This is a genomic window from Kitasatospora sp. CM 4170, assembly GCF_032110285.1.
GTDB classification, from domain to species: Bacteria; Actinomycetota; Actinomycetes; order Streptomycetales; family Streptomycetaceae; genus Kitasatospora; species Kitasatospora aburaviensis.
In genome coordinates this window covers 1,065,777-1,084,008 of the sequence record NZ_CP134877.1, presented here as the reverse complement: position 1 = coordinate 1,084,008, position 18,232 = coordinate 1,065,777, and the positions used below count along the sequence as shown (strand labels likewise).

The 18,232-nt window shown below is 74.8% G+C and carries 11 protein-coding genes; 4 read left to right on the top strand and 7 right to left on the bottom strand.

What is annotated here, in order from left to right:
- Positions 1-134: 134 nt before the first annotated feature.
- Positions 135-1,232 carry a hypothetical protein gene (locus tag RMN57_RS04625; RefSeq protein ID WP_313762077.1) on the top strand — a complete coding sequence of 366 codons (1,098 nt, stop codon included), beginning with the start codon at positions 135-137 and terminating at the stop codon, positions 1,230-1,232.
- A 212-nt stretch (positions 1,233-1,444) separates the two neighbouring features.
- On the top strand, positions 1,445-3,760 hold the full coding sequence (locus RMN57_RS04620) for a transglycosylase domain-containing protein (RefSeq protein ID WP_313762076.1): 2,316 nt from the start codon (positions 1,445-1,447) through the stop codon (positions 3,758-3,760).
- Positions 3,761-3,867: 107 nt separating this feature from the next.
- Here RMN57_RS04620 and RMN57_RS04615 read toward each other — a convergent pair whose 3' ends face one another.
- Positions 3,868-5,166 (bottom strand): glycerophosphodiester phosphodiesterase, encoded by a 1,299-nt coding sequence (locus RMN57_RS04615; RefSeq protein ID WP_313762075.1) that lies wholly within the window; start codon positions 5,164-5,166, stop codon positions 3,868-3,870.
- A 202-nt stretch (positions 5,167-5,368) separates the two neighbouring features.
- Positions 5,369-5,917, bottom strand: coding sequence for an alpha/beta fold hydrolase (locus RMN57_RS04610; protein WP_313762074.1), 549 nt, complete (start codon positions 5,915-5,917; stop codon positions 5,369-5,371).
- Between the two features lie 265 nt (positions 5,918-6,182).
- Here RMN57_RS04610 and RMN57_RS04605 point away from each other — a divergent pair, with 265 nt between their 5' ends.
- Both RMN57_RS04605 and RMN57_RS04600 read left to right on the top strand, forming a co-directional pair.
- Positions 6,183-6,788, top strand: coding sequence for a hypothetical protein (locus tag RMN57_RS04605; protein WP_313762073.1), 606 nt, complete (start codon positions 6,183-6,185; stop codon positions 6,786-6,788).
- Complete coding sequence (locus RMN57_RS04600) at positions 6,775-7,821, top strand: tyrosinase family protein (protein WP_313762072.1); 1,047 nt, start codon at positions 6,775-6,777, stop codon at positions 7,819-7,821. Before RMN57_RS04605 ends, RMN57_RS04600 begins: the two co-directional genes overlap by 14 nt.
- Positions 7,822-7,981: 160 nt before the next feature.
- On the opposite strand, the gene RMN57_RS04595 is transcribed toward RMN57_RS04600, so the two are convergent.
- The 5 genes from RMN57_RS04595 to RMN57_RS04575 are packed head-to-tail and all read right to left on the bottom strand — an operon-like array spanning position 7,982 to position 18,042.
- Positions 7,982-9,322, bottom strand: a complete 1,341-nt coding sequence (locus tag RMN57_RS04595; protein ID WP_313762071.1) for a protein phosphatase 2C domain-containing protein — start codon at positions 9,320-9,322, stop codon at positions 7,982-7,984.
- Complete coding sequence (locus RMN57_RS04590) at positions 9,319-10,428, bottom strand: hypothetical protein (protein WP_313762070.1); 1,110 nt, start codon at positions 10,426-10,428, stop codon at positions 9,319-9,321. The genes RMN57_RS04595 and RMN57_RS04590 overlap by 4 nt, the downstream gene beginning before the upstream one ends.
- Positions 10,425-12,083 (bottom strand): hypothetical protein, encoded by a 1,659-nt coding sequence (locus RMN57_RS04585; protein ID WP_313762069.1) that lies wholly within the window; start codon positions 12,081-12,083, stop codon positions 10,425-10,427. The genes RMN57_RS04590 and RMN57_RS04585 overlap by 4 nt, the downstream gene beginning before the upstream one ends.
- Positions 12,083-15,514 carry a hypothetical protein gene (locus RMN57_RS04580; protein ID WP_313762068.1) on the bottom strand — a complete coding sequence of 1,144 codons (3,432 nt, stop codon included), beginning with the start codon at positions 15,512-15,514 and terminating at the stop codon, positions 12,083-12,085. Before RMN57_RS04580 ends, RMN57_RS04585 begins: the two co-directional genes overlap by 1 nt.
- Positions 15,511-18,042 (bottom strand): dynamin family protein, encoded by a 2,532-nt coding sequence (locus tag RMN57_RS04575; protein WP_313762067.1) that lies wholly within the window; start codon positions 18,040-18,042, stop codon positions 15,511-15,513. The genes RMN57_RS04580 and RMN57_RS04575 overlap by 4 nt, the downstream gene beginning before the upstream one ends.
- Positions 18,043-18,232 lie beyond the last annotated feature (190 nt).

Here is an 18,232-nt window from a genome sequence, read left to right as displayed (position 1 = left end):
TGCTCGCCGGTGCAGCCCGACCGGTGCAGCCCGACCGGCACGGGCGGGCCGGCCTCGGTGGCGGCCGCCCCGGACCCCGCCGGGTGCACCCGCGCGGGCGCACGCCGCCGTGGGAGGATCGGCGGGTGCTGAGGATGCGAACGAACACGCGGCGGAAGCGGAGCCCCGGGCCGGCGCGCCCCTCGGCGGCTCTGGCCGCGGCCGCCCTCGCCGCGGCCGCCGCCCTCGGAACCCTCGCCGCCGCCCCGCCCGCCCGCGCGGCCGACGGTGCCGGCCAGGCGTTCACCATCACCGACCCACGGATCACCGAGTCCAGCGGGCTCGCGGCCAGCCTCGCCCACCCCGGCGTCTACTGGACGCACAACGACAGCGACGACGGCCCGTACGTCTACGCCGTCGACTCCCGGGGGCGGACCGTCGCCACCGTCACCCTGCGCGGCATCGAGCCGCGGGACGTCGAGGCGATCTCGGTCGGGCCCGGCGGACGCGTCTACGTCGGGGACATCGGTGACAACCTCGGCGGCAAGTGGTCCGAGGTCTGGATCTACTCCTTCGCCGAGCCGGCCGAGCTGCGCGACCAGTCGGTGGACGTCGTCCGCTATCGGGTGCGCTACGAGGACGGGCCGCGCGACGCCGAGGCACTGATGATCCACCCGGTCACCGGCCGGGCCTACATCGCCAGCAAGAAGCAGAGCGGGGGAGCCCTCTACCAGGGCCCGGAGAAGCTCGCGCCCACCGGCATCAACACCTTCCGCCGGATCGCCGACGCGCCCTGGGTCACCGACGGCGCCTTCTCGCCGGACGGCACCCGACTGGTGCTGCGCGGCTACTTCTCCGCCACCCTCTACCGCTGGAAGGACGGCGCGCCGGCCGAGCTCGGCGCGCTCTCCGCCCCCTGGCAGAAGCAGGGCGAGTCGGTCACCTTCACGGCCGACGGCCGGGCGGTGCTCTACGGGAGCGAGGGCAAGGACAGCCCGGTCTGGCGGTCGCCGCTGGACGACGACGAACTCCCCGACACCGTCAAGCCGTTGCCGAAGTCCTCGCCGTCGGCCGCGGCCGGTGCGGGGGCGCCGCCGGCCGGCTCGTCGGCCGACCCGGGCTCCGGCGCCTCGGCGGGGGCGGCCGCCGCCGGCTCCTCCGAGGGGCCGTCGGACCGGGCCCTCGGCGTGGTGTTCGTCCTCGCCCTGGTCGGCGCCGTCCTCGGCCTGCGCAAGAAGCGGAAGGCGTCCTGACCGGCCCTGGTGCGAGGTCAGGGGCCTTTCGGCGCGGCCCTGTCAAGCGGCTGCGGCCGAACGGCCGTGGGCGAACGGTCCGTTCGCCGTGGGGGTGTGCCGCCGGCCGGGTTTCCGGCTGGTCCCGATGAGGTGAATCTGTCGCCGATTTGTGACAAAGCTTGGCCAACACCCGCCCCGCGCGGGGTTTTCGTGGACGTAGTGTTCCGGCTATGTCACGGAAGAGTCGCCGCACCTCCACCTCCGACCCGGGCGACACCTGGGTCGCACGCCCCCGCCGCCGCGAGACACCGCTCGGCCTGCTGGGCCACGGAGTGAAGTTCCTCGGCTACAGCACGCTCGCCGGCGTGCTGCTGGCGGGGGTGGCCCTGCCGGCCGCGGGGGCGCTCGGGCTGACCGCCAAGAGCACCGCCGACAGCTTCGACAGCATCCCGGACGACTTCAAGACCCCGCCGCTGAACCAGGCGTCGCAGATCTACGACGCCAACGGCGGCCTGATAGCCAAGGTCTACGAGCGCGACCGCACGGTGATACCCGCCGACCAGATGTCGCCGCTGATCCGCACGGCGCAGGTGGACATCGAGGACGCCCGCTTCTACGAGCACGGCGCCGTCGACCTCAAGGGCGTGCTGCGCGCGATCACCAAGAACGCCGAGAGCGGCGCGACCGTCCAGGGCGCCTCGACGCTGACCCAGCAGTACGTGAAGAACGTCAACGTGGAGAAGGCCGGCGACGACCAGGCGGCCGTCCTGGAGGCCCAGCGCAAGACCCTGGGCCGCAAGATCCAGGAGCTCAAGTACGCGATCAAGTTGGAAGAGGACCTGACCAAGGACCAGATCCTCACCAACTACCTGAACATCACGTTCTACGGCCACCAGGCCTACGGCATCCAGGCGGCCTCCCAGCGCTATTTCAGCAAGGACGCCAAGGACCTCACCCTCCCCGAGGCCGCCATGCTCGCCGGCCTGGTGCAGAACCCGTCCCAGTACGACCCGAAGCTGCACCCGGTGGCCGCCCAGAAGCGCCGCGACACGGTCATCGACAAGATGGTCGAGAACAAGCACGTCACCGCCGCCCAGGCCCAGGAGGCCAAGGCCGCGCCGCTGGGCCTGAGGTACAAGGAGCCGCAGAACGGCTGCATCACCGCCAACGCGGGGATGGGCTTCTTCTGCGACTACGTGCGCCACGTGGTGAAGCAGGACCCGGTCTTCGGCAAGACCGCCGCCGAGCGGAAGAAGCTCTGGGCCGCGGGCGGCCTGAACATCTACACCACGCTCGACCCGGTGAAGCAGGCCGCCGCCCAGAACGCCGTGACCAAGCGGGTCAACGTCACCGACCCGGTCTCCGCGGCCATGACGATGGTGGAGCCGGGCACCGGCAAGATCCTCGCGATGGCCCAGACCCGCCCCTACGGCCTGGACCCGAACAAGAACCAGACCGTCGTCAACTACAACGTCGACGCGGCGATGGGCGGCGGCAACGGTTTCCAGCCGGGTTCCAACTTCAAGCCGATCGTGGCCGCCGCGGCGCTGGAGGCCGGCGTCCCGCCGACCCAGCAGTACTCCGCGCCGAACCGGATGGACTGGCCGACGATGTCCACCTGCTCGGGCCCCTGGAAGAACCTGAAGAAGGGCACCAAGGAGGGCAGCGTCCCCAACGAGTCCGCCGGCGAGGTCGGCCCCTACGACCTGAAGAAGGCGATGGCCCTCTCGGTCAACACCTACTTCGTGCAGATGGAGCAGGAGATCGGCCTCTGCGCGGTCAAGCAGATGGCCAACAAGCTGGGCATCGCCACCACGGCCAGCGGTGACCCGCTCAGGGAACTGCCCGCGATGGGCCTCGGCACCCAGGAGGTCAGCCCGCTGGTGATGGCGAACGTCTACGCCACCTTCGCCGCCCGGGGCACCTACTGCGCGCCGGTCGCGATCAGCAAGATCTCCACCGTGGACGGCCGCGACGTGCCGGTCACCCCGGTCAAGTGCAACCAGGCGATCGCCCAGACCACCGCCGACGTGATCAACACCGTGCTGCTCGGCGTCACCGAGAAGGGCACCGCGCGCGACCTCGACCTCGACGACGGCCGGCAGATCGCCGCGAAGACCGGTACCGCGGACGAGAAGAAGGCCGCCTGGTTCAGCGGCTACACCGCCAACCTGGCCGCCTCGGTCTGGCTCGGCGGCCCCGCCAAGGGCGTCCCGATGAAGGACATCCGGATCGGCGGCAAGTACTACGACGAGGTCTTCGGCGCCACCGGGCCGGGCCCGATCTGGCGCCTGGGCATGAACCAGGCGGTCAAGGACATGCCGGAGGAGACCTTCCCGACCGTCTACATCCCGGACCCGCCCAAGCGCGAGCCCACCCCCAGCCCCGGCGCGAGCGGCAGCCCCGGGTCACCGACCTTCGGGCCGGGCTCCAACCGCCCCGAGACCGCGCCGGGTTGGCCCGGCGGCGGCCGCAAGCCCAACCCCGGGCCCGGCAACCCGCGCAGCACGCCGACCACCGGCGGCGGCCAGGACGACGAGGGCTGACGTCCGTTCCCCGCCCGCGCCGGCCCTCGCGCCGGCGCGGGCCGCCGACAGCCGTGCCCCGGACCGTCCGACGGTCCGGGGCACGGCTGGTTCCGTTGCCGGGAAGGTCAGTTGACGCCCTCGGCGGCCCAGAAGTCCTGGCGGGCCAGGATCGAGGTGTCGGTCTGGTCGGTGAAGAAGCCGTCCACCCCCAGCTCGAACAGGTAGCGGGCCCAGCCGATCGCGTCGCCGTAGGCGTTCGGGTCGGTGCCGCGCCGGTAGTCCACCGGCAGGAACGCGTTCTCGTTGCGCACCGTGTACGGGTGCAGCAGCAGCCTGGCCGCGTGGGCGTCGCGCACCAGCGTGGTCGGCGGCTGGAGCTTGCCGTCGGCGTCCACCGGGGCGATCAGCTGGGTGGTCGGGCCGATGCCGTGCGCGAAGGACGCGATCCAGCGCAGCCCCTCCGGCTTCACCAGGTCGGCCACCGTCCGCGGGTCCCCGGCGAGCACGAAGTCGTACGGCCGGCTGGTCGCGCCGCTGAGCAGCTGGATCCGCGGGTTGTCGACCAGCTTGGCCAGCCGCTGCAGGCTGCTCGGCTCGAACGACTGCAGGATCGCCCGCCCGTTGCGCCCGGCCAGGCCGGTGCGGCGCAGCTCGTCGGCGAGCCGCTCCTCCAGCGGCAGGCCGATCGAGCGGAAGTAGCTCGGGTGCTTGGTCTCCGGGTAGAGCCACACCTCGCGGCCGAGCTCGCGCCCGCGCTTGCGCGCGAAGTCCGCCAGCTCGCGGAAGGTGAGGATCTGCCAGCGGCCGTCGTAGAGGGTGTTGCGCTGGCGCTGCTGCGGCAGACGCTCCTTGGCGCGCAGCGTCTTCAGCTCGGCCAGGGTGAAGTCCTCGGTGAACCAGCCGGTGAGCGGCTGGCCGTCGATGCTCTTGGTGGTCTTGCGGCCCTCGAACTCGCGGTGGTCGGCGACGTCCGTGGTCTCGGCGATGTTGTTCTCGTGCCGGATCACCAGGTGGCCGTCCTTGGTCGGCACCAGGTCCGGCTCGATGACGTCCGCGCCCAGCTCCAGCGCCAGCTCGTACGAGCCGAGGGTCTCCTCCGGGCGGTAGCCGGGGGCGCCGCGGTGGCCGATCACCAGCGGGTGCGGCAGCCGGTCCAGCCCGGTGCCGGTGCGCACCGGCGGACGGGTCCCGGTCGGGCGGGCGGCCGCACCGCGCTCGTCGCCACCGCGCTCGTCGTCACCGGCCGGCCGGCCGGCGTCCGGCCGGTCCTCGTCGCCCGCCGCGAACGCGTCCCCGGCGCCGGCGGCGAACGCGGCCGCGCCCAGGCCGGCGGCGCCGGTCGCCCGCAGGAACCAGCGGCGCGAGGACTCGGCGCCCGGCGCGGACTCCGCCGGGCTGTTGCCGTCGAGCGGACGGTACGTCATGGAGGCTCCTTGCTCGCACTGTTGGCGTGGCGGTGGTGGTCTTCGCCCGCAGACTAGGAGCCGTGACGCCCGGCCGGGTGGCCGTTCGGCGAACTGCGGGAGAAGATCCGCCACCCGTCCACCCGCCGGCGGGCGCCCGGACGTAGCCGGACGGACGTAGTCGGACGGACGTAGCCGGGCCGACGCCCGGGCGAGCTCCGCCTCAGAGCTCGGCCAGCAGCTTCCGGCCCTCCGGCCAGTCGCCGAGCGCGGAGTCCGAGTTGATGTGCCCGAGCGCGCCCACCTCGACGTACCGGGCGCCCCAGGCCTCCGCGTAGCCCCGCCCGCGCTCCGGGCTGACCCACGGGTCGTCGGTGCTGTTGACCACGATCGCCGGGAACGGGAGCGGCTCCCGCGCCACCGGGCGGAAGCCGAACAGCGGGGGGACGTCGGCGGTGTCGATGTCGGCGGGCGCGACCAGCAGCGCGCCCCGGACGGCCGCCGTCCGCTCCGCCGGCGCGGTGGCCACCCAGCGGGCCACCGTGGCACAGCCGAGGCTGTGGGCCACCAACACGACCTGCCCGTCGGCCGCCGCACCGGCCACCGCCGCGTCCAGGGCGGCCACCCAGGCCTCCGGCTCGGGGTGGTCCCAGTCCTCCTGCTCCACCCGCCGGAACGCCACCGGGTCCGCCGCCTCCCAGCGGCTCTGCCAGTGCGCCGGCCCCGAGCTCTGGTAGCCGGGAAGGACGAGGTACGTGGTGCGGTCCGACATCGGTTGCGGACTCCCTCCGGTGCGGTGCGGTTTCGGGCCCCGAAGTCTAGGGGGCCGTGCACGACCGGTTGCCGGCACCGGGGTGCGGGGTCCGGTGGGCTGTTCGGATTGTCGCGGACTTGCCGTGCGCGCCGCGCCCGGCCGGGATCCGCGGCGGTGGCCACACTGGGCGGGCGCGACCGGTTTGCCGGTCGACGCGCGCCGACCGGCCCGCTCCCCGTCCGGCCGGTGACCCGGATCGGAAGAAACCCGGATCGGAAGAACCATGACCTCTGTTGTACCGGCCGCGGCCTCCGCGGTCCTCTTCAAGGGCGGGCCGACCTTCGTCGACCTGCTCATCGACGCTACCGAACTCCGACTCGTCGTCACCGGGCCGGGCATGCTCTACGAGCGCCTGGACCTGGTGACCGACCTCACGCCCTTCGAGGGGCGCACCGCCCAGCGTCTGAGCCGGCTGGCCGACGCGCTGGAGGGCACCGTCCACTGCGGCCTGATCGGTATCGAGGAGGCCCCGGTCACGGTGATCACCCACCGCGCCGGCGCCGCCCTGCAGATCGGAATCGGGCCGGCCTCCATGTATCAGAGCGAACTGCACCTGCGGACCCGCACCGGCGAGACGCTGCGCGCCCTGCTGTGCCGGCTACTGTCCGACGACCCGGGTCGCACGTTCGTCGCCGGCCTGTACCCCGTTCCGGCCACCGGCCACCTGGAACACCATGGTGGCCACGGCGGCCAGGGGCACGGCGACGGCCACGACGGCCAGGGGCACGGCAACGGGCACGGCGATCACGACCACGGCGACGGCCACCACGACCACGGCGGTACTCCGCACGACCACGACCACGGAGGTGCCGGACATGGACGTCCGTAAGAACGCGATCCGCCTCACCACCCAGGAACGGGACCACTTCCTGGAGGCCCTGATCCGGCTGAGGCAGCGCCAGGCACCCGGAGCTCCGGCCGGGGTGAGTGTCTACGACCGGTTCGTGGCGCTGCACGGCGCCGTGATGGCGGTCACCGTTCCGGGGTTGCCGCCCGAGGAGACCGTCAACTTCGGGCACTGGAACATCGGCTTCTGCGCCTGGCACCGCAAGTACCTGCGCGAGTTCGAGCTGGCCCTGCAGGCCGAGGTGCCCGGTGTCACCATTCCCTATTGGGACTGGGCCGACCACGTCGGTGCGACCGGCAAGCTGTTCCACAGGGACTTCCTGGGCTCGCTGCGCACCGGAGCGCCCGCGCCGCTGACCGACAGCGTGCTGCGAGCCTCGGTGCCGCCGGCCGAGCGGCCGGCATGGTGGCCCGCCAACGCTCCCGGGTTCCCGATCCATCCGCTGCTGGAGGACACCTTCGGCACGTCGCTGGCCCGGGGCAGCGTGCAGGTGAGCTGGCCGCCGCCCCAGGCGTCGATCACCCAGCTGGAACAGCTGGTGGTGGATCAGCCGGGGGTGCACCCGTTCTGGTACTTCTGGCTGGTCCTGGAACAGGGCATCACTGGCCTGCCTACCCACAACACGGGTCACAACTTCGTCGGCGGCCACATGTCGTCGCAGGCGTTCTCCCCGAACGACCCGGTGTTCTGGCTGCACCACGCCAACGTCGACCGGATCTGGGCGACCTGGCAGGCAGGCCGGTTGGCCGCGGTGGTCGGCTCCAAGCCGTCGAATCACTACCCCCCGGCCGACCAGTTGTCGCCGTTCGACCTGAAGCCGGCACCGCCCGGCCATCGGCTGGGCGACGCGATGTGGCCGTGGGTGGGCGGTGCGTCCGGGTACGACACGACGAGCCTGGACCCCCAGGTCAAGGCGTTCCTGCCGGACTTCTCCGCGCAGGCCGCAGTGACGGTCGACGACATGCTGGAGGCCGACGCGGTCGGCTACCGCTACGAGCCCCCGGGCGGTCCGTGACGTGACGGACCGTCGGCTCTGTGCCGCGGTCCGATCCGTTCGTCCCCGCGCGTCCGCGGTGTCCGCGGGCGCGCGGGGACCGGGCCTCACCTCCTGGCAGGGGACCCGGGGGGCGGGTCACCCTGCCGGGCAGGCGCGGTGACGGGGGAGGACCCGGCGCTCACGCGTGGGGCGAGGCCTCCTCGGCGAGGCGGGCCTGACCGTAGTCCCAGACGGTGACCAGGCTGCGGTCGCCGCCGGTGTTGGCCCGGACCTCGACGTTCACGTCCGACAGGAAGGACGTCAGGTACGGCTGGCGGCCGGACCACCGCTGCGCGAACCAGTCGCCGGTGTCCGGGCGGAGCAGCAGCTCCGCCATCGGGCGCCCGGCGACCACCACCACGTCGCCCGGGACGGTGGGGAAGCGGGACCAGGACAGGGCCGTGGGCGAGGCCGGGAGCCGGTGGGTGCGCAGCGAGCGCTCGGGTTCGAAGACCGCCGTCCACCGCGGCCCCGAGCCCTCGTCGCGCAGCCGCAGCACCGCGCCGTCCCCGATGCCGAAGGCGATGTGCTGGCGGACGCCGTCCCGCTCCCGGTCGTCGAGTTCGGAGAGCACGGCGAACAGGGACGTCGCGGCGGTCCGCCCGCGCTGCGCGTCCCGGCCGCCGAGGACGGCGGTGGCGCCGTCGGCGACGAGCTGCACCGAGCGGGCGACGCCGCCGAGGGCGACACCGAGCATGCCGGAGACCTCCGGGTCGTACCCGGCGCCGAACAGCTTGCCGCGCAACCGCGGTGCGTAGTCGGCGAGTTGCTGGGCCAGCGCGCGGCAGGCCGCGGTGGCGGCGGTCTGGCTGAGCGGCTCCCCGGGGGCGCCGGAGGCGACGGAACCGAGCAGCACGGGCGAGCCGAAGCCGTCGATCCTGCTGAGCAGCACCGCGTCCCGGCGGTGCTCCTTGCCACGGCGGTTGCTCTCCCCGCGGACCGAGGCGGCGCGCACCACCAGCGGGCCGAGGTCGGCGCCGTCGACCACGCTGTCGGCCACGGCGTCACGCCCGAGCGGCAGTTCGCGCGGCACGGCGGGCGAGGGCGCCTCGACGGGCTCCGCCCGGGCGGCGGCCAGCTCGTCGAGCTTGGCGCCGAGTGCGCGGGCCTCCTCCTCGGCCCGGGCCCGCCCGCTGCTCTCCGCGGCGAGTTCGGCGCCGAGCGCGCGGATCCGGTCCTCCGCCGTCGCCCGCCCGGACGCCTCCGCGTCGAGCTGGGAGTGCAGCAGGCCGACCCGGTCGGACAGGCTCTGCCGTGCGGCCTCGGTCTCGGCGCTGCCGGACCGGCCGACGGTGAGCTGGGCGATCAGGTGGGACCGTTCCGCGTCCAGCAGGCGGAGGTCGTTCTGCAGCCGGGCGATGTGGTTCTGCGCCGACTCGTCGGCGAGGCGGTGCTGTTCGTCGCTGCGGGACTGGCGGACGGCCTGCCAGATGTTGGCCCCGACGCTGAGCATCAGGAGCACGAGCAGGAACACGGTCACGGTCTCTCCTCTCGGGTGCCGCGGTCGTGCGTGCCGCGGTGGGCCGGGTGGTCGTCGGGGCGCGGGTGGTCGTCGGGGGTGGGCCGTGGTGCGGTGGGCGGCGCGGGGCGCGGGTTGCCGGGCCGGTCCTGGTTGGTGCGCGCGGCGGTCCGCAGCCGGTGGGCGGCGCGGCGGGCCGGCGGCGCGGCGGAGTAGACGTCCAGGCGGTGCCAGAGCTCGGCCCGCCGGGTGAGGTCGGGCGCGTCGCCGGACCCCGGGGGGCGGGGCAGCCCGTGGGCGTCCAGCGCCCAGCCGAGTGCCGCCGCCTGGGCCCGTCCCTCCAGCCGCACCTCCTGGAAGGCCGAGGTGAGCCGGGCCAGGGTGAGCGCGGTGACCGCTCCCCGCGCACCGTCGACGGCGGGTCGGACGACCTGCTGCAGCAGGGTCTCCAGGCCCGAGAGGGCCCGGTCCCGGGCCCACCAGTCCGGGACGACGGCGTACACCGGGAGGGCGGCCGCCGCCGGACCCCACCACTCGTGCCGCCAGCGCCGGTGCCAGCCGGCGACGGCCGACAGGCCGACCCCGTGCCAGTCGTGCGCGGCGGTCACCACCATCACCGCCCGCGGCGCCCCCGGCCGGGCGAGGGCGGCCGTCGCCGGTTCGGCCGCCCGGCGCTCCGGGCCGTCCGGCGGGCCGGACCGGTCGGCGACGGCGAACAGCAGCAGGTGGCTCCCGGCCGGATCGGCCGAGCAGTCCGGCACGGACGGGCCGCCGGTCGCGTCGGGGTGGTCGGTGCCGTTGGTGGCGTCGGGGTCGTGGTTGGCTGGGGTGCCGCCGGGGGCGTCGGGGGTGGTCAGCTCGCCCTCCAGCCAGGCGCGGACGGGTCCGGCGGCCGGTCCGGCGACCGCGATCCGCAGCCGCGGCACGGTGCCGGCGGCGAGCAGCGCGGCGTCGCGGGCGAGGTCGGGGTCCAGGCCGCAGGCCCGGCCGAGCGGCAGCCCGGAGAGCAGGCCGGCGGCGCGCGCCACCACGGGATCGACCAGGTCCGGGGCGGCCGGGCGGAGCCCGTCGTCGGTGCGGTCCCGGGGCCGACCGGCGTGGCCCTCGGGCCCGTCGGGGCGGCTCACCGGCCGGTCGGGGCGTGGCCGAGCAGCAGGCGGCCGCGCTCCGAGGCGTCGGTGGGCGGCGCCAGCGGAGTGGTGAGCACCCACAGCACCGTCCGCGCCTGGTCGCCGCGGTGCACCGCATTGCCCGTGCACCACCTCGTCCAGTACTCCATGCTCCAGTCGGCGATCTCCTCGGGCGACGCCGCCCGCCGGCCGAGTGCGGCGGCCGGGGCTTCGAGCAGCGCGGACACCCTGGAGCGCCACTCCCACCACCAACTGCCCCGGTGGGCCGGGTCCTCGTGGCAGAGCCGGCCCAGGGTGGCGTCCAGCTTCTGGGCGGACCGTGCGACGGTGGTGGCGCCGCGGACCTTGCTGAGGCTGCTCAGCTTCGCGGTCCAGGCCTGCGGCAGCCGTTCGGCCTGCGCACGCGACCACGGCACATTGTTCTCGGCGTACCCGCCGAGCGTGCGGTCGACGGCGAGCAGCCTCCTCGCCTGCGCGATCCGCACGGCCCACGGCAGGACGCGCTCCTCCTCCTGCTCCGGAACCTCCGCGTCGTCGAGCACCGCGCGCAGTTCCACGCGGTCGGCCTCGGCCGGTTCCCCGGACTCCGGTACGTCCAGCGGGACGACGAACGCCTCCTCGAACACCCCCGGCAGGGCCGGGACGAGCACGTCCGGGCCCCCTTCGACGACCTCGTCGAGCAGCAGGGCGGCCTCGGCCAGTTCGGCGCGGCGTGCGGCCACCCGCTCGGCCGGGATCTTCAGCACGGCGAGGTGCAGCCGGAGCCAGAGCCCGGCCGGGTCGGTGCTGTCGGTGTCGTTCCGGAGCTCGGTGTCGTTCCGGAGGTCGGGGTGGGCGGCGGCGACCGCGGCCAGCCGGGCGGTGAAGGCGGCGAGCGGCGCCTCTTCGAGCGGCGCCTCCTCGGAGGGCGGCTCTTCGGACGACGGCTCTTCGGAGGACGGCTCTTCGGACGACGGCGCGGGCCCGGCCTGCTCCGCGGGCTCCTCGTCGGTCGGATCGGCGGGCCCGGTCGGGTCGGTGGACCCGGTGGACCCGGTGGGCTCGGCGGGCGGATCGGTGTACACCGAGTCCGTGGTGTCCGCCCCGTCCGTGGCCGCCGGGCCTGCGGACACCCCGGCGGCGGCTGCGGCCGACTGCCGCCCACCGCCGGAGCCGTCGTCGGCCGGTCCGCCGCCCGGCGCCCGGTCCGCGGTGGCGCCCTCCCCGCCCGGCCGCACCCCGCCCGGCCGCACCCCGGCCGGCACGGGGGCCGCAGCAAGGGCCGGCGCCGAGCCCGTCCCGGTCCCGACCGCCGTTCCCGCCCGCGCGGCGGTTCCCACCACCCGCCAGAGCTGCCAGGCCAGCGCGGCGAGCAGCCGCTCGGCCTCCCGCTCGGCCTTCGCCTCCGCCTCCGTCACCGTCGTCCCCGTCGCCGCGGGCCGGCCGGACGGTGCCACCGCCTCCACCGCGCGGCGGTTGAGGCCGCCCATGAATCCGTACAGCTCCTCCAGGAACGCCGTCCGGGAGGCGGACGGCAGCAGGAGCAGCTCGTGGGCCAGCTCCGCGAAGCCGCGCAACAGCGGGTCGAGCCCGTCGTCGGGCGCCGCCTCGGGCGCCTGCGCGGGCGTCCCCCCGGGCCCGGGGCCCGCGTCCGGTGCAGTCGTCGTCCCCATCAGTGCCTCCCGCTGGTCGGGTCCCAGTAGCTGTTGAACTCCCGCAGGCCCGGCTCCATCTCGGCGCGGTACACCCACCCCGGCCGCTGCTCGATGTGCGCGAAGGAGCCGGCGTCCGGGTACGGCACGTGGCCGCGGTGCACCCGCAGCCAGCCGTGGGCGTCGAGGGTGAAGCGCAGGTCGTCGGCCGCGGCCTCGCTGTTGGCCGGCGGCACGGCGAGCCGGCCGAGCCGGACCGGCTCCCCCTGCGCGGGCTTCAGCAGCACGTTCAGGTGGGTGGCCGCGCCGGCAGGGCTGCGCAGCCGGGAGCTCCGGCCGGGCACCGGCGGGATCTGCGGGTCCGGCCGGGCCGAGGTGTGGAAGAGCAGGTCGAGGTAGTCGCGCGGGTCGGCGCCCTCGGGGTGGGCGGGGAAGACCTCGGTCAGCGGACCGGGCCTCCCGTCGGGCCGGGCGGGGGAGACGCAGATCGCGCCCGGGACGGAGAGCCGGCCGAGGTAGTGGTCGAACACGAGGGCGCCGTCCGCCGCTCCGTGGAGGTCGAGCCCGAACTCGCCGCTCCCGGCGTCCGCGGCGCCGACGTGGTAGTGGGGGTCGCCGTGGCAGAGGAGGACGAAGAGCCGCAGCCGGTTGTCGACCTCCGCCTGGAACCTGATCTCGGGCGTCCCCTCGAAGTCCCAGACCGCGCGGGTGGCGTGGCGCTTGTACTCGGGGATGCGCTCGATGTCGAGGAGGCCCCACTGGATGGCGTCGCTCCCCGCGCGGGGGCGTTGGACGTCGATCCGGCGCACCACCCGCCGCCAGTTCGAGCGCAGGCCGAGCCGCCCGTCGGGGGTGAGCTCCTCGTAGGGGGTGCCGGAGCGGAACAGGCTGTAGAGCACCCCGCTCTGGCCCAGCAGGCCGAAGTCGCAGGGCAGGCAGGCGAACAGGCCCTTGGTCTCGACGGCCAGCTCGGAGGCCTGGACCTCGCTGTTCCCGGCGTCGTTCGCGTGGAGGCCGGCGGCGTGGCCCTGGAAGCCGCGGATGGTGTGCAGCCACGCGGCACCGATGGAGGTGGCCTGCTTGGCGAGGTAGCCGGTCTCGGTGTGGATCCGGCTGGGGTTCCAGACGGCGGTGCGGCGGGTGCCGTCGCCCTGGTCGGAGAGCAGGCGGGCGGCGAGCCTGCTCTCCAGCGCCCGGCGCACGCCCTTCATGGCGCTGGTGCGGCCGGAGAGCACGACCTGGTCGAGGACGGGTTCGGCCCGGTCGTTCCCCGGCTCCGCCCGGGCGAAGGCGTCGGCCACCAGGGAGGCCGCCATCGTCGCGGCCTGCTCCAGCACGGGCTGGACGAGCATCCGGAACTCGGCGACCGGCAGCTCCACCGGCGCGGACGGGTGGGACAGCAGGACGCCGCCCCCCTCGGTGAGTTCGATGATGTCGGCGGGGTCGATCAGGTACGGCCGGTCCTCCTGCCCCAGCACCCGCTTGGCCTGCTCCGCGATCCGCCACAGCCGGTGGAAGCGCTCCTTGCGGACGGCCACCTCGTCGGGGTCCTCCGGCGCGGCCGCCCCGGACCAGTCGGTGGGCAGCACCCGCTGCAGCTCGGCCCGGACCGGGCGGGAGACCAGCTCCTTGCGGTTCTCGCCGGTCTGCTCGGCGACCTGGACGGACAGCGGCTTGCCGCCGTGTCCCTCCATCGTCCGGCCGGGCCCCAGGGCGTCCACCAGCCGGGCCTTGATCCAGTACAGGACGTGCAGTGTGAGCAGGTCGCCGCCGAGCTGGCCGTGCCCGATGGTGCCCAGGATCCGCGGGCTCAGCTTGTAGTGGCGGCCCGCGACGAAGGCCCTGGCCGGGTCGGCCAGCCGGGTGTCGTCGGTGAGCGTCATCTCCAGCAGGGCGATGTCGCTGGTGCCGCCGCCGATGTCGACCACCAGCATGATCCGCTGCCACTGGTCGGTGCGGCCGGGCACCGGGCGCGCGGAGGCCCGCAGCGACTCCAGGCCCAGTTCCAGGTTGGCCGTCAGATCCCGCATCAGGAAGTACAGGCCGGCGGCGAGGCCCTCGTCGATGCGCAGGTCCACGGTGTCGATCGACAGGCCCTCCTGGACGAGCCGGCCCAGCTTCTCGCGGTCCTGCGGCAGCGCCGAGGTCGGGTAGGTGAGCAGCGCGGTGCCCATCCGCGGCGGCTCGCCCTCCTCGCCGTCGTCCACGTGGCGTTCGGCACCCTCGATCAGCAGCCGCAGCAGGTGCTGGATGAGGTGGACCGGCGCCGGCAGGCCGTCCCGGGGGCCGGCGCCGCGATGCTCGAAGAAGGTCCGCTTGAGGCCGGTCACGCCGTCGGCGTCCTCCGCGCACAGCTCCCAGCCGGCGTTGTCGTACCAGGAGACGCCGGGGCGGTCGAGCGGCTCGGCGGCCCGGCGGATCGCGGTCGCCGGGGCGAAGGTCTCCCCGCCGTGGCCGTCGGCGTACGGCACCGGGCGCAGTGAGTGGATGTCCAGCGGCGGCGTCGCCACGGTGGCGGTGACCAGCCGGTGCAGGCGGTCCGCCAGCCACGCCTGCAACTGCTCGTCGGCCACGGCGCCGGCCCGGACCGCCTCGACGCGCAGCAGGACGGCGGTGGCGACGTCGAGCTCGCCGAGGCGGCCGAGCGCCTCCGCGCCGGTGAGCGTGCGGTGCTGCTGCCGGTCGAGCTCCAGGTGCTCGGCCCGCAGGCCCTCCAGCGCCCGGCGCCAGGACTCCGGGGCGTCGGGCGGCGGGGCGGTCAGCGCGGCCAGCTCCCGCCCCAGGGTCCGCTGCTGGGTCGCGTCCACCGCGCGGTCCGAGATCACCGAGGTGTCGACCACCGTCGCGGTGGAGGCGGTGGTGCCGAAGTCCACCGCGACCACCCGGCCCTGCTCGCCCCGCAGCCGGCGTCCCCGGGCGCGGGAGTCGCGCAGGACCAGCAGGGGCGGCTCCACGTCCGGTGCGGCCGAGGGGCTCACCCCGGGCGGCAGGAAGGTGAGTTGGACGGCCGCGTGGGCGGCCCCGGGGGCCAGTGCCCCCGAGTAGCCGACCTTCCAGGAGACCACCACGACGAGCGGTTCGCCGGGCGGGTCGGCCGGGTCCCACGGGCCCGGGTGGACCACCTCCAGCGGCAGGCTCGCGCCGGAGACCAGCACCCGGCGGCCGGTCACGGTCAGCCGGGTCGGGTCCGCCGGGGCCCAGACCGCGCGCAGGGCGGCGGCCAGCGCCGCGGGGCAGGGCGCCCCGTCCTCGTCGGCCACCTCCAGCCCGGCCGGCAGGTGGGCGGTCAGATTGCCCTGGTAACCCTCCGGTTCGAGGATCACGGTGGGCAGCAGGTAGCCGTTCTCGACCGCGAGCAGCGAGAACTGGCGGGCGCCGTCGGCGACGACGGCGTCGCCGCGCAGCCCGCCCTGCTCCGGAGCGGCGAAGCCGATGGTCAGTGCGGAGGTCATGCGTCGCCCTCGTTCCACTCGCGGAGGATGTCGTCGATGTCGCGGACCGCCTGCGGCAGCGGACGCTCCTCGCCGCCGTCCGGTGCCCCCAGCGGCGCCCGGAAGTCCGCCGGGCTGAGCAGGGACCTGGACGCGTCGCCGAACACGCGCGTCAGCTCGGCCAGCGCGTAGTCCATCAGCCGGTCGAGCTCGTCGCCGACCCGGGCCGCGGCGGCCTCGGCCATGGCCGCCCGCAGCTGCGCCAGTGCCAGCGGGTGGCGCCGGCGCCGGTCGTCGGCGTCGGAGGGCACCTTCATGGTGTGGTGCCAGGGCAGGGCGTGGCGGGACTGGGCGGGGAAGTCCGCCGCCCAGTCGGCGGCCTTGGGCATGGCGTCCTCGGCCAGCGCCGCCTTCAGCTGTTCGGCGACCTCGGCCACGTCCAGCGCGAAGTCCACGTAGTCCAGCAGCCCCACGTCGTGCCGGCGCCGCTGGTAGACCTCGGTCAGCAGCCGGGCGGACTCGTCGTCCTCGTCGCGCAGCCAGCGCAGCAGCGGCCCGCAGTCGCTCTGCCAGTACGCGCCCCAGGCGTCCAGCCACTCCTGGACGGCCGCCAGGTTCCGGGCCACCGCGTCGTCGATGGTGGCCCGGAAGGTCTCCTGGTAGACGACGGTGACGTCCGGCGAGATCGAGTCGTCCTGGCGCTGGTCGCGCTTGGCCCCCGGCCCGATCCGGTTGCGCCGGGGCGGCTCGCTGCGCGACACCAGCAACTCGGGGTTGTCGGAGGCCCGTTCCATCAGGTGGTTCCAGGGCTCCCAGCGGTAGACCTCGTTGCGGACCTGCCGGCTGACCTCGGCGAAGGACGGCGGCAGCGGGCCCTCGGGCGTCTCGTCCTGCGGGTCGCGCAGCTGCCGGAGCTGGCGGGTGGCGCGGTGGAACACCGCCCGGATCTCCTCGAACCGCGTGGCGGCGCTGACGTACTCCTCGGAGGGCGCCACCAGGTCGAGGCAGAGGCGCCGCCGCAGATCGCGCAGGGCGGTCGCCAGCTTCTCCTTCGACTGCTGGGCCCGCTCGGCCTTCTGGCCGACGCCGTGCTCGCGCACGTGCGCCTCCAGCAGGTCGCGCAGCGCCTTGAGCCCGCCGTCCTGGTCGTAGTGGTGCAGCCGGGCCGCCCAGTCGTCGCCGGGGTGCTGGGCCTCCAGCCGGGTCACCGTCTCCTGCCAGTGCGGCAGCGGATCGGTCCGCAGCCCGGCCAGCACCCGGTCCAGGACGGCCCTGGTCTCGGGCGAGGCGCCCTCGTAGCTCAGCCCGTACGCCTCGATGGCGGCCACGGCGGACACCGCCACGATGCGGTCGGCGCGCCGGCCGACGTACTTGCCGCCCTGGATCCGGATGCCGTTGAGGGCGTCGGTGAGCGGGGTGCTGCCGTCCCCGGCCGGGGGTGCGCCGACCCGGTCGAAGAGGTTGGCCGCGACGAGCGCGGCGTCGGCGAGCGCGGCGGGCGTCCGGTCGTCGTCGGTGAGCATGTCCCAGAAGGACAACGCCTCACGGGAGTAAGGGCGTTGGGCGTGCAGGACGACCAGGATGGTGTGCATGTCGGCCAGCACCCGGCGGCTGAGGTTGCGGTCGCGCCCGTACGAGCCGACGGCGCCGATCCCCGGGAAGTCCAGGACCTGCACCTCGTGCTCGTGCATCAGCCCGCCGATCTCCCACTCCTCCGGGGAGACGAGGACGGTCTGCTCGACCCGCTCGATCAGCGGGAAGCTCGCCCGTAGCGCCTGGCCGTCCTCGGCCACCTTGGCCCGGGTGAAGTGCACGGACTCCACCCGCGGCGCCTCGTCCGGCGTGGCCTCGACCGGCGGCAGGAGCAGGGCGGCGCGGACGGCGGCGGAGTCGATGTCCAGCGCACCGCTGTCCACCAGGTCGCGCTGGCCGCGCAGCGCGTCGCGGATGCGGCACAGCTCGACCACCGCGTCCCGGTGGGTGGCGGCGATGGTCAGCGGGTTCACCGCGACCACCCCCTGGCCCGGGCGGCCCCACAGGCACGGGTACCAGCTGTTGAACGCGCCCCAGCCGCGTTCGTCGAGCACCGGGTTGTGACCGCCGATCAGCTCCCGGGCCCGCAGCTCGGGGTGCCGGGCCTCGATGCCCTCGACCAGTTCGGCGAGGATGTCCCCGACGCAGGAGCCGAGTTGGGCGGTGCTCATGTAGCGGATCAGGGTGCGCGGGGCGACCTCGGTCCGGCTGCCCGGCTCGCCGCGCACGAGCCGGAGCACGGTGATGTTGCCGGTGGCGGGACGCTCCTCCACCGCGAGCAGGTCGGGGCGGCCCAGCAGGGTGCCCACCAGCAGTGACTTGCCGACGCTGTACTCGCCGACCACGGCGATCGAGACCGGGGCCTCGGCCCGGGCCCGGAGCTCGCCCGCGAGGTCGAGCACCTGCTCGCGCAGGGCGGCCTCCTCCGGGCCCTCCGGAGGGTCGAACCCGGCCAGCAGTGCCTCGACGGCCTGGGCGAGATCGCTCAGCGCCGAGAAGTCCATCGAACGCGACAACGGTCAACTCCTTGGAATGCGAGGGGCTGCGGCCGGAGGACGGGCCCGAGGGGCCGGTCAGGCCGTAGTGGACGAGTGCCGGGCGCCGACGGGGGGAGGGGGTGGGTGCGGGGCGCGGTGAGGGTTGGGGTGGCGGGTGGGCAGGTGGCAGGTGGCCGGGTAGTCGGGCGATCCGGTGCCGAGGTGTCGC